Raw genomic sequence first — 12,388 nt, 5'->3', positions numbered from 1 at the left:
CCTGTACGGTCACCGCCCGATTGAGGCCCCACCTATATCAGTCGTCAATCCATGACGCAGCATGTGATACAGATTGCGCAACATGCCCGCAGTGGCGCCCCAAATAAAGTACTGATGCCAAGGCATGGCGTAATACAGCCTTTCCCGCCCGTCGGGCAATGGCCCCCGGTAGAGGCGGTGGTTCGCAGGGTCCGTCAAAAATGTCAGCGGCACCTCGAATATCTCGGCGACTTCGAAGACATCGGGCTTCAGCGTGAAACCGGGGCGCACCAGCGACAACACCGGGGTGATGGAAAACCCCGTCGACGTCAAATAAGCGGGCATCGAACCCAGCACGTCGACATACTCGGCAGACAGACCGGTTTCCTCTTCGGCCTCGCGCAGTGCCGTCGCGATGGGCGAGGCATCCGAGGTTTCCACGCGCCCTCCCGGAAAGCTGATCTGGCCGGCGTGATCGTACAAGTGTGCCGTGCGCTGCGTCAGCATGATGCTCACCCCCTCGGGACGAACGACCATGGGGATCAAGACCGCTGCCAATACAGGAGCCCCCTCGCGTCCGGGATGGCGGTATTCGGTCGAACCTAGCGGGTCTTGGGGCCACGGCCCTGCGTGGCTCAGCACCCCACGTAGTCGCTGGGGAACCAGCAAATCTGGCGCGATCGCAGTCAGCCCCGCATCGGCGGGCTGCCAAGGTTGAGCGGCGGGATCAAATTGCACGACGGCGGGAGGCCGGCGAGGACGGGACGAAGGGTCGGGCATACCTGCAGCAAACGTTAAAAAAGGCACCTTGATAGGTGCCTTTTTAACCCGGATCGCCGGGAAGCGCGGTGTGATCCTGCCTGGGCGGGCATCACACCGAGACCAATCAAGCCGATTTGGCTTGCTTGATGACCAGCTTTTCTTTGATACGAGCCGACTTGCCCGAACGGTTGCGCAGGTAGTACAGCTTGGCACGACGCACATCACCGCGGCGCTTGACTTCGATGCCGGCGATTTGCGGGGAATACAGTTGGAACGTACGCTCGACGGCTTCGCCCGACGAGATCTTGCGCACGATGAAGGACGAATTCAGGCCGCGGTTGCGCTTGGCAATCACGACGCCTTCGTAGGCCTGCACACGCTTGCGGGTGCCTTCAACGACGTTGACGCTGACCACCACGGTATCGCCAGGGGCGAATTCGGGCATGGTCTTGTCGCCGGTCAGGCGCTTGATTTCTTCCTGTTCCAGGATAGCGATGAGGTTCATGAGAACTCCGAGATCATCGTGCCTTGCGCTGTTTTTGCGTGGGGCGCCGGCCAGGGCCGGGACCTTTGCTGTACGCAAGCAGAGGATGAGGTTTGTGGTAAACCCAGCATTCTACATCAAATCAAGACTTTACGTACATACCACCTGCACGCGGACAGAAATCCCATGCTTTGTGCGACACCGTCCCCTTTTTGGCCGGTTTTAGCAGTACCCTTGCACATCGAAATGTCATATTTCTGTCATAGACGGCAACTGCTGCACCCATGTCTTACGCGTCCCTGATATTGGTTGTTTTGGCGGCCATGGCTCACGCCTCGTGGAATCTATTGGCCAAACGGGCCGCCATGGTGGGCCCGGTCTTTGTCTTTGCCTATGGGCTGTGCGCCACGCTGCTATATGCGCCCTGGGTAATCTGGATCCTGCTGCACGAAGGGATGGTCTGGAGCTGGCCCGTCATTGCGTGCATCCTCGCATCCAGCGCCCTGCACCTGGGTTATAGCCTGTGTCTGCAACGCGGTTATCAGGTCGCAGATCTGTCGGTGGTATATCCCATTGCCCGCGGTACTGGCCCGCTGCTGTCTACCGCGGGCGCATTTTTACTATTGGGCGAGCCCGCAACGACGACAGGGATCATCGGCATGCTATGCGTCGTCGGCGGCGTGCTGCTGATTGCTACGCAAGGCAGACTGTCGCTATTCCGCCAACCTCAGGCGTGGCTGGGCGTGCGCTGGGGCATCGTGATCGGCCTGTTCATCGCGACATACACCGTCGTGGACGCCTACGGCGTCAAGGTGTTGCTGATCATGCCGGTGCTCTTTGACTGGTTCACGTGTGCTACGCGTACCGTCATGATGGCGCCGCACGTCATGAAGCGCCGCGCGGAAAACTGGCAAGCCATGCGGGGATATTGGCGTCTGGCCTGGGCCGTCGGCCTGCTGTCGCCTCTGGGCTATATCCTGGTGCTCTATGCCCTGCGCAACGGCGCACCGTTGAGCCTGGTCGCCCCCGCCCGGGAAATGTCGATGATGCTGGGCACCCTCGCCGGCATGTTTCTCCTGCGGGAAAAGGTCGGCGTCGGACGGCTACTGGGATGCCTGGCTATTCTGGCCGGGGTAGTCCTGCTCGGGTCCAGCTAAATAGGCTTTCGGACGGCCGCTGCCGCACAGGCGTGATTTGGCCGTATACAGGCGGACGGTGCTGCTATGCGAGGAGGCTTCTGTCCACGGGAAAACAGGCTTAAAACCCCGCTGCCGCCCCGAGCCACATCACCCCGGGAATCAGCGCCCCCCATATTGCGACCAACAAGACATCGCCCACCATTTGGCGCATGGTCACGCCCTGGCTCAAGGCTCGGCTGGCCGTGCCCATGGACTGGCTGTGCGCGGCCATCGTATCCATTGACAGAGCGGCGGCGGATACATGCGCGTGGGCAGCACCGACGATAGGCTGTGGAATCCGAGCCGCGGGCGTCGGCTGAACAACCGGCTGGACCTCGACGGCCGGCGCCTCTACTGGCTGGACCACGGCGGAAGCGCCGATGACATCCGACTGTGCAGCCGGCGCCAAGGCGCGATGGCGCCCCTGGGACAAACCAGAAGAAAAAGGCCATTTGGCAGGCTGACGCAGCACGCCGGCCGCAGCTCGCGCCAGAATGCGTGGTACCCAGGTCGGCAGCCGGGAAGGCAGAGAAACAACGGTATCGGAAGCAAGCGTGGCAGTGGACATGAAAGGCTCCGGTTAGAACAGCGCTAACTGCGGTGAAGACGAAAGCGGCGACGAGGATCTCGATTGCCGGGATGAACTCTGCCCTGCCACTGAGGCAGCCGAGGCAGAGGACGCCGGGCTGACTGCCCTGGGCGCTTGGAACAAATGCGTGACCAATTGGGGGCGAGTGGTATTCAGGCCCAGTTTGCGTACGGCCAGGTTGAAACGCTGACGCAGCAAATTGGCCCATAGGCCCGTGCCCCGCATCCGCGTGCCAAATTGAGGGTCGTTGCGGCGGCCATTGCGCATGTCCTCGATACGGTGCAGCACGCGCTGCGCGCGATCGGGGAAATGGGCCTCCAGCCATTCCTGGAAAACGGCTTTGACCTCCCAGGGCAAGCGCACGACGGTATAGCTGGCGTAGCAGGCGCCCGCCTGGCGTGCGTCCTGCAGGATGTGTTCGAGAGACTCGTCGTTGATGAACGGAATGATGGGTGCGACCAGCACGCCCACAGGCACCCCGGCATTCGTCAGCGTGCGAATAGCCTGAATGCGCCGCCACGGGGCAGACGCGCGCGGCTCGAGCGTGCGCGCCATCTCGGTATCCAGCGTCGTCACACTGATGTATACCGTGATCAGGCGCTGCTCTGCCAGCGGCTGCAACAGGTCAAGATCGCGTTCGATCAGCGCGTTTTTGGTGACGATCGTGGCGGGATGCCGTGTCTGCAGCAAGAGCTCAAGCACGCCGCGGGTCAGTTGCCATTCGCGCTCGATGGGCTGATATACATCCGTCGCCGAACCGATATTGATCGGCGAAACGCGATACCCCGGCCGCGCCAGCTCGGCTCGCAACACATCGACGGCATTGGCCTTGGCGATCAGGCGAGTCTCGAAATCCAGCCCAGGGGAATACCCCAGGTAGGCGTGAGTCGGCCGGGCGTAACAATAGACGCAGCCGTGCTCGCACCCACGATAGGGGTTCACTGCGACATCAAAGGGAATATCGGGGGAATCGTTACGTGAAAGGAGCTTGCGCGCCTGCTCGGACGTGACGGTGGTCTTCAGGGTCGATTCGGGGACGATGGGAATGTAACCGCCGGCAATGTCGGCATCGGACACATCATCCTGGGAAGCCGCCACCTGCCCGCTGGACCAACCGTCGTCGGCGGGCTCACGCTCGGTCTGCTCGAATCGATGCCGAACATTAGTAACCGCTCCCCGGCCGCGCAAGGCGGCGGGGGCGGTAGCCGGGGACCCAGAACCGGCGGAAAAAGCGTGCTTGGTGCGTTCCATGAAAGTACTGTACAAAAAACCAGTACTTTCAGCAAGCCCCAAATGCCCTAATCGAGCGAAATCTCACTTTACCCCAAGACGGGCCCCGCGTCTGGAGAATCGATTTCATACTTTGGAAATCGGCTGGAAACCCGCATGGATATTGGATTTAGCCTAAAAACAACAGGCCGCCGCCCCTACGGACGGCGGCCACTGGGACCGGTTTTGGGCTCGACAGGAATCACTGTCTGGGCATTCAGACAGCACTGCCAGTTTGGGTCGAACTGATGAGCAGTGGGTGCTGAACTCTGACGCATCCGAAGACGCGCGATGACCTAACGCAGCATGCCTGCAGCCGCGGTTTGATGCGTGGCTTCGTCGATCAAAATAAACGCTCCGGTTGCCGGCGCATCGATATAGTTATCGACCGCCAAGGCTTCACGCGTCGCGAACGACACACGGCCGATCTCGTTCATGTTCAAGGTGCCGCTGTGGTTCTCGACCTCTTGCAGCTCGTGAATGTCACGATGCGTCAACACGCCGCGGATCTTCGCCGACGTCAGACGCGTGCCATGCTTGAGCAAATACTTGCGAGCGGGATTCAAGGCTTGCGTATCCAACCAGCACAGCTCTGCCTCGAATTCACGCCCCACGCGCGCGGGAGCTGCAGCATGCGAAAGCACATCGCCACGCGACACATCCACATCACGATCCAGCACGATAGTGACCGAATCACCCGCGACCGCGACATCTACAGCGCGATCGAATGCCAGAACCTCTTTCACCCGTGCGGCAACACCGGAGGGCTGAATCACCACGTCATCGCCGGGACGCAATTCGCCGCTGGCGATACGGCCTGCATAACCACGGAAATCCTCCGCACTATCGCCACCGTGACGCGACACCCATTGCACAGGAAACCGCAACGGACGCACGGCGGCTTCGCTATTGGTGCCGCCCAGTTGTTCCAGCAGGCTCAACAGCGGCGGGCCGTCATACCACGGCGTTTTATCCGAACGATTGACGACGTTGTCGCCTTCGAGCGCAGACAACGGCAACACGTGATGGTGCGCGATATTCAGGCGGCGAGCGAGTTCCGCATACGCATCACGGATGCGTTCGAATACGGCTTGATCCCAGTCAACCAGATCCATCTTGTTGACCGCCACCACGATATGGCGGATGCCGAGCAAGTGAGCAATGGTGCTATGGCGCTTGGTCTGCGTCAGCAACTGGCCATCGGCGGCCCGCGTGGCATCAATCAGGATGATCGCGGCATCGGCGGTCGATGCGCCGGTCACCATATTGCGCGTGTACTGCTCGTGCCCCGGGGCGTCGGCCACGATGAACTTGCGCAGCGGGGTCGAGAAATAGCGGTAGGCCACATCGATCGTAATCCCCTGCTCACGCTCGGCCTCCAGGCCGTCGGTCAACAACGAGAAATCGATCCCGTCACCCACCACGCGTTTGTATTTGGCGCGGGAGATCGCATCCAGTTGATCGGCAAACACGCCCTTGCTGTCATACAGCAAACGCCCGATCAAGGTGGACTTACCGTCATCAACCGAGCCGGCCGTAATCAGACGCAGAACACCATTGTCGGTGTCCGGGAGGAAAGAATCATTCACAGCGTTCATGTCGAAATCCGGTAATCAGTTCAGAAATAGCCTTCTTTCTTGCGGCGCTCCATAGAAGCCTCGGAAGTCTGGTCATCCATGCGCGTCGCGCCGCGCTCGGTAATATCGGTCACAGCCGTCTCGGCAATAATGGCCAAGGGATCGGCCGCGTCAGACGCGACGGGGCACGTGCAAGAGATATCTCCAACGGTACGGAATCGCACCGCGAGGTTCTCTACTTGCTCCCCATCTTGCGGCGGCGTCAATGGCGTCACGGGCACCAGCAGGCCCTTGCGGCGCACCACATCGCGTTGATGGCTGTAGTAGATCGACGGCAACGCGAGCTGCTCACGCTGGATGTATTGCCACACATCCAATTCGGTCCAGTTCGAAATCGGAAACACCCGCATGTTTTCGCCCTTGTGCACGCGGGTGTTGAAGAGATTCCACAACTCGGGGCGTTGAGCCTTGGGGTCCCACTGACCAAACTCATCGCGGAACGAAAAAATGCGCTCTTTCGCGCGCGCTTTTTCTTCGTCACGACGTGCGCCGCCGATACACGCGTCAAAGCCGAACTCTTCGATCGACTCCAATAGCGTGACTGCTTGCGCCGCATTGCGTGAATCGTTCTCGCGCCGCAGCACCACACTGCCGCGGCGGATGGAATCCTCGACGCTGCGCACGATCAGGGTCTCGCCCAGTTCGGCGGCGCGTTGATCTCGAAACGCAATCACTTCATCAAAATTATGGCCCGTGTCGATGTGCATCAGCGGAAACGGGAAACGGCCCGGGCGGAAGGCTTTTTCCGCGAGCCGCAACAACACGACCGAATCCTTGCCCCCGGAGAACAGCAACACGGGTTTGGCGCATTCGGCCGCCACTTCACGCAGGATGTAGATCGCTTCGGATTCCAGCCAATCGAGATGGCTGCGATTGAGAACGACAGACATGATTTTCCTTTTATACAGAAGTCGATTTTTCTGGTGCTGCGACGACCGAGATCACTCGGTTGCCCGCATGCAGGCCGCACTCTTTCGAGTCGGAGGATTCCCACCACCACCGTCCCGCCCGCACATCCTCGCCCGGACGGATGGCGCGCGTGCAAGGCTCACAGCCGATCGAAGGGTAGCCTTGGTCATGCAACGGGTTGTAGGGAATGTCCAGAGCGCGAATGACATGCCACACGTCTTCTTCGCTCCAGGCGGCCAGGGGGTTGTATTTGTATAGACCGAACACGGGGTCTTGCTCGGCCTCAGGCAGCTCGCCGCGCGTGGCGGCCTGGGCACGGCGTTGTCCGGTAATCCAGGCGCCCCGGCCCGCCAGAGCGCGCTTCAAGGGCTCGACCTTGCGGATCTGGCAACAGGACTTGCGCAGGTCCACGCTTTCATAAAAGGCGTAAGCTCCGTGCGTTTTCACATACTGATCCACCGCCTCGGCATCGGGACGATAGATCGTCAACTCACGGCCGTAGCGCTCGCGCACGGCGTCGATCATGCCTAGTGTTTCAGCATGCAGACGCCCCGTATCCAAGGTAAAAACCTCCAACGGAAAGCCGCCATCGTAGATAGCGTGTGTCAACAACATGTCCTCGGCCGCGAGCGACGATGCCAGCGCGGCGTCGGGATACTGCCGGGCAATTTCGGCCAGACGCTCTTGCAGCGCCTGCCAGCGCACGGCCACGGCCGGGTCTAATGCGGAATCAATGACTGTCATAGTTATGCCGCGGCAAAAACTCGAGCGCGGCGCGGTCGCGCCAACAAGCTTTCGCCTTCCTTCAGTTCAAGTTCACGATAGAGTTGCTCCGGCACCTGCGCTTCGATGGTGGCCTGGACGTCCTGACGTTCCAGTTCCAGATAGGCGCTCGGCCCGGCCAAGTAAACATGGTTCAGGCGCACGGGGATCCCCTGCCCCAGACCGTTGTCACGCGCCAGATCGATCTCGTGCGGCCGCACATAGGCAATTGCCTGCTGCTGGTGGGCCTTGGCCAGCTCGGGCGCAGGCAGCTCGACGCCATGCGCATGCCAGACGCCATTGGTCGCGTAGCCTGCCAACTGATTGACGTCGCCCAAGAACCCATAGACGAATGGCGTCGCCGGATGCTCCCAGACCTCGCGCGGCGTGCCTACCTGCTCGATGCGGCCGGCATTCATCAACACCACCCGGTCGGCGACCTCCAGGGCTTCTTCCTGATCGTGAGTCACGAACACACTGGCCACATGCAATTCGTCATGCAGACGGCGCAACCAACGGCGCAGTTCCTTGCGCACCTTGGCGTCCAACGCGCCAAATGGCTCATCCAGCAACAATACCCGCGGCTCCACAGCCAATGCGCGAGCCAGCGCGATACGCTGACGCTGGCCGCCAGATAGCTGCGCCGGATAACGATCGGCCAGCCAATCCAACTGCACGAGGTTTAATAACTCGTGCACTTTCTGACGAATCTGCGTTTCACTGGGACGCTGTGCGCGACGCTTGACCCGCAGACCGAAAGCCACGTTCTCGAACACAGTCATGTGCTTAAAGAGCGCATAGTGCTGGAACACAAAGCCCACCTGACGATGACGTACGTCCACGTCCGTCGCATCCTCGCCAGCAAACAGGACACTGCCCGTGTCGGCGGTTTCCAAGCCCGCGATAATGCGCAGCAGGGTCGTTTTCCCGCAACCGGACGGACCGAGCAACGCAACCAATTCACCGGTTTCGATATGCAGAGACACATCGTCCAAGGCACGGAAATCACCAAAGCGACGCGAAAGATTTTTGACTTCAATACTCATGCCAGAAACTCCATCATGCCGTTGTCGGCTGAGGCGCCGCAACCGGGGCTGCCACGCGGGCCTCCATCGGCTGATCGGCGGTATCGGGACGTGCGCTGCGCCACTCGACCACGTTTTTGATCACCAGCGTCACCAGGGCCAGCAAGGCCAGTAACGACGCCACGGCAAACGACGCCGCAAACTGATATTCACCGTACAGAATCTCGACGTGCAGGGTCAGCGTATTGGTCAGCCCGCGTATATGGCCCGACACCACAGACACTGCGCCGAACTCTCCCATGGCACGGGCGTTACACAGGATGGCACCGTAGAGCAGGCCCCATTTGATATTGGGCAGCGTCACGCGCCAGAATATCTGCCAGCCGCTGGCGCCCAGCGTCAATGCAGCCTGTTCCTCTTCGCTGCCCTGCGCCTGCATCAACGGGATCAGCTCGCGAGCAATGAAGGGAAAGGTCACGAACAAGGTCGCCAACACCACGCCAGGCACGGCGTAGACGATCTTCAAGTTGTGATCTTCAAGAAAGGGCCACATCCAGCTCTGCGAACCAAACAACACGACAAAGACCAGCCCGGCCACGACCGGCGACACTGAGAAAGGCAGGTCGATCAAGGTGATCAGCAATTGTTTGCCGCGGAATTCGAACTTTGCGATCGCCCAGGCCGCAGCCACACCGAAAACCAGATTCACCACCAGCGATATGGCCGCCACCCACAGTGTCAACTGGATTGCACTCCAGGCATCGGGCTCGGTAATCGCGGCGAGATAAAGCGCCCAGCCTTTCTTGAAGGCTTCTACGAATACGGTGATCAGAGGCAACAGCAGGAACAGCGTCAAAAATGCCAGCGCGACGCCGAGCAATACGCCGCGCACCCAACGCGGCTCGGTCAAATGACTGGGACGACTCGTCACGGCAGAACTCATGCGAACCTCCTGCCACGACGGGCTTGCCAACCTTGCAGCAAATTAATAAAGAGCAGCAATACAAACGAGATAGCGAGCATCACGGTGGCAATCGCTGCGGCGCCCACATAGTCGAATTGTTCAAGCTTCGACATGATCAGCAAGGGAGTAATCTCGGTCACCATCGGCCGATTGCCCGCAATGAATACGACGGAACCGTACTCGCCGATTGCCCGTGCAAACGCCAAGGCAAACCCGGTCAACAGCGCCGGCACAATGGTCGGCAGCAACACACGCCGCACGGTTTCCCACCGATTGGCGCCCAGGCTGGCGGCGGCCTCTTCGATCTCGCGTTCGATATCCTCCAGGACAGGCTGCACGGTACGCACGACAAACGGAATACCGATGAACACCAATGCCACCACAATGCCGAGCGGCGAGAACGCCACTTTCAGACCAAACCAGTTGTCCAGCGGTGCGCCCAGCCAACCTGTCTTGGTATAAAGCGCCGTCAGCGCAATCCCCGCTACGGCAGTGGGCAACGCAAATGGCAGATCCACCATGGCATCCAGGATTTTTTTGCCCGGAAACTGATAGCGCACCAACACCCACGCCACCACCATGCCGAACACGAGGTTCACCAACGCCGCGATGAACGCTGCACCAAATGTCAGCTGATACGAATACAGCGCCTGCGGTGTGGTAACCACGCGCCAAAATCCTTCCCATCCCAGACTCGCGCTCTTCAGTGGCAAGACCACCAGAGGCAGCAGTACCAATAGGCTCAAGTACACCACCGTGAAACCCATGGAAAGCCCAAAACCCGGCAGGACGCCGGGTCGTTTACGTTGCCGGCCAACGGGGGCTTTCGCCCCCGCAGCCGCGGTCATGGCTGAAGTCATGATTGCATCCCGCCCTCTGGCCTATTTGCCGTTAGGCAGATAAATCTGGTCAAAGACCCCGCCATCACTGAAATGCGTGGCCTGCGCCTTTTTCCAGCCGCCGAAAATGGCGTCGTCAATCGTCACCAGCTTCACTTTGGGGAACTGCTTGCTGTACTTCTCGGCCACGTTCTTGTCGGTCGGTCGATAGAAATTGCGAGCGATGATTTCCTGCGCCTCGGGTGTGTACAGGAACTCCAGATAGGCCTGCGCAGCGGCACGCGTGCCCTTGCGATCGACGTTCTTGTCCACGATGGCGACCGGGGGTTCTGCCAGGATGGACAGCGAAGGCACGACGATATCGAACTTGTCCGGACCCAATTCCTCTTGCGCCAGGAACGCTTCGTTTTCCCAGGCCAGCAACACGTCGCCCACGCCACGTTCGACAAAGGTGGTGGTCGCTCCGCGGGCACCGGTATCCAGCACCGGCACGTGCTTGAACAAGTCGCTGATGAAAGCCTTGGCCTTGCTTTCATCGCCACCGTTTTTCTCTAGCGCATAGGCCCAGGCCGCGAGATAGTTCCAGCGCGCGCCACCCGAGGTTTTCGGATTCGGGGTGATGACTTCGATGCCGTCCTTGACCAGATCATTCCAATCATGGATTTGCTTCGGATTGCCCTTGCGGACCAGGAAAACGATGGTCGAGGTATAAGGCGAACTGTTCAAGGGCAAGCGGGCTTGCCAGTCTTTGGGCAACAGGCCCTTGGCGGCAATAGCGTCGATGTCATAGGCCAGCGCCAATGTCACCACATCCGCGTCCAGGCCGTCGATGACCGAGCGCGCTTGTTTACCCGAGCCGCCGTGCGATTGGCGAATGGTCAGCGCCACACCGGCTTTTTCTTGATATTGCTTGGCGAATGCCTCGTCCACGGCACGGTACAGCTCACGCGTGGGATCGTAGGACACGTTCAATAAGGTTTGCTTCTCTTGCGCATGAGCCGGCAACCCCAAGACGAAAGCCGCAGCCACCGTCGCCAATGCAGCCCAGAATTTTTTCTTGTACAGCATGTTTGCACCCGAATCCGTAGACAGTGGATGCAAGTGTGCAGCGTCGCCGAACTAAACGGAAAGAATCATTTTTTGGTTGCTCATCGCTATTCGAAATAAAGGTTGTGCCGCTATCGCAATTGCAACGCGAAAAAAAGCGCGCACTGCCTCACGGCGAGCGCGCGCAAGCGGCACCTGATGCAGACCGGCACACATCGCGCCGATCTGCATCCCGGTTATTTACTTATTCGGTTGAGGCGTAATACGCAGGTACGGGCGCACCGCTTTGTAGCCTTTCGGGAATTTTTCTTTGATCACGGCTTCGTCCTTCAGGGAAGGGACGATGATGACGTCATCGCCGTCTTGCCAGTTGACCGGCGTCGCGACGCTATGGCTGTCGGTCAATTGCAGCGAATCGATCACGCGCAGAATCTCGTTGAAGTTACGCCCGGTGCTGGCCGGATAAGTAATGATCAAGCGGATTTTCTTGGCCGGGTCGATGATGAACACCGAACGCACCGTCGCCGTGGCGCTGGCGTTCGGGTGAATCATGTCGTACAGCTCGGCGACTTTGCGATCGTCGTCCGCGATGATGGGGAAATTCACCGTCGTGGACTGCGTCTCGTTGATATCGTTGATCCACTGGTTATGCGAATCTACGCCGTCGACCGACAAGGCCAGCACCTTCACGTTGCGCTTGGCAAACTCATCTGCCAGCTTGGCCGTGTAGCCGAGCTCGGTCGTGCAGACCGGCGTAAAGTCAGCCGGGTGCGAAAACAATACGCCCCAGCTATCCCCCAAATACTCATGAAAACGGATCGGGCCGGTGGACGTTTTTTGCTCGAAATCCGGGGCGGTGTCGCCCAGACGAAGTTGGGTCATGGAAGGTCTCCGTGGCAGTTGGCGTCGCTGACCAGTATGGTCAGCGACTGCGAGAGTCATAC

Annotated in this window: 13 protein-coding genes; 1 reads left to right on the top strand and 12 read right to left on the bottom strand. The window is 59.8% G+C overall.

Features of this window, described 5'->3' with window-relative positions; translation table 11 throughout:
• Positions 1-9 precede the first annotated feature (9 nt).
• Entirely contained in the window at positions 10-759 is a 750-nt protein-coding gene (locus CAL20_RS08760; RefSeq protein WP_094837804.1) for a CoA pyrophosphatase, read from the bottom strand.
• Between the two features lie 106 nt (positions 760-865).
• The gene (gene rplS, locus CAL20_RS08755; protein ID WP_094820428.1) at positions 866-1,246 is read right to left on the bottom strand and encodes a 50S ribosomal protein L19; all 381 of its coding nucleotides are present in this window, start codon (positions 1,244-1,246) and stop codon (positions 866-868) included.
• A gap of 263 nt (positions 1,247-1,509) precedes the next feature.
• Between rplS and CAL20_RS08750 the strand changes: the two genes are divergently transcribed.
• Positions 1,510-2,382 (top strand): DMT family transporter, encoded by an 873-nt coding sequence (locus CAL20_RS08750; RefSeq protein ID WP_094820427.1) that lies wholly within the window; start codon positions 1,510-1,512, stop codon positions 2,380-2,382.
• Positions 2,383-2,482: 100 nt separating this feature from the next.
• Here CAL20_RS08750 and CAL20_RS08745 read toward each other — a convergent pair whose 3' ends face one another.
• From CAL20_RS08745 to CAL20_RS08700, 10 genes are all read right to left on the bottom strand, one after another.
• Positions 2,483-2,971, bottom strand: coding sequence for a hypothetical protein (locus CAL20_RS08745; RefSeq protein WP_094837653.1), 489 nt, complete (start codon positions 2,969-2,971; stop codon positions 2,483-2,485).
• 12 nt (positions 2,972-2,983) lie between these two features.
• Positions 2,984-4,243, bottom strand: a complete 1,260-nt coding sequence (locus CAL20_RS08740; protein WP_094837652.1) for a PA0069 family radical SAM protein — start codon at positions 4,241-4,243, stop codon at positions 2,984-2,986.
• Between the two features lie 314 nt (positions 4,244-4,557).
• A complete protein-coding gene (locus CAL20_RS08735; RefSeq protein WP_094837651.1) occupies positions 4,558-5,859 on the bottom strand; it encodes a sulfate adenylyltransferase subunit 1 in 1,302 nt (433 codons plus the stop codon).
• 20 nt (positions 5,860-5,879) lie between these two features.
• The gene (gene cysD / locus CAL20_RS08730) at positions 5,880-6,788 is read right to left on the bottom strand and encodes a sulfate adenylyltransferase subunit CysD (RefSeq protein ID WP_094837650.1); all 909 of its coding nucleotides are present in this window, start codon (positions 6,786-6,788) and stop codon (positions 5,880-5,882) included.
• A 10-nt stretch (positions 6,789-6,798) separates the two neighbouring features.
• On the bottom strand, positions 6,799-7,551 hold the full coding sequence (locus CAL20_RS08725) for a phosphoadenylyl-sulfate reductase (protein WP_094837649.1): 753 nt from the start codon (positions 7,549-7,551) through the stop codon (positions 6,799-6,801).
• A 2-nt stretch (positions 7,552-7,553) separates the two neighbouring features.
• Positions 7,554-8,615 carry a sulfate/molybdate ABC transporter ATP-binding protein gene (locus CAL20_RS08720; RefSeq protein ID WP_094837648.1) on the bottom strand — a complete coding sequence of 354 codons (1,062 nt, stop codon included), beginning with the start codon at positions 8,613-8,615 and terminating at the stop codon, positions 7,554-7,556.
• Positions 8,616-8,628: 13 nt separating this feature from the next.
• The gene (cysW, locus tag CAL20_RS08715; RefSeq protein WP_094820420.1) at positions 8,629-9,537 is read right to left on the bottom strand and encodes a sulfate ABC transporter permease subunit CysW; all 909 of its coding nucleotides are present in this window, start codon (positions 9,535-9,537) and stop codon (positions 8,629-8,631) included.
• Entirely contained in the window at positions 9,534-10,418 is an 885-nt protein-coding gene (gene cysT, locus CAL20_RS08710) for a sulfate ABC transporter permease subunit CysT (protein WP_094820419.1), read from the bottom strand. Before cysT ends, cysW begins: the two co-directional genes overlap by 4 nt.
• Before the next feature lie 21 nt (positions 10,419-10,439).
• Positions 10,440-11,465: a sulfate ABC transporter substrate-binding protein gene (locus tag CAL20_RS08705; RefSeq protein ID WP_094820418.1), complete on the bottom strand. Its 1,026-nt coding sequence runs from the start codon at positions 11,463-11,465 to the stop codon at positions 10,440-10,442.
• Between the two features lie 219 nt (positions 11,466-11,684).
• Positions 11,685-12,326: a peroxiredoxin gene (locus CAL20_RS08700; RefSeq protein ID WP_094820417.1), complete on the bottom strand. Its 642-nt coding sequence runs from the start codon at positions 12,324-12,326 to the stop codon at positions 11,685-11,687.
• Positions 12,327-12,388 lie beyond the last annotated feature (62 nt).

Source organism: Bordetella genomosp. 4 (assembly GCF_002261185.1).
Classification (GTDB): Bacteria; Pseudomonadota; Gammaproteobacteria; order Burkholderiales; family Burkholderiaceae_B; genus Bordetella_A.
The sequence above is the reverse complement of the archived record's forward strand: the minus strand, read 5'-3'. Positions and strand labels throughout refer to the sequence as shown.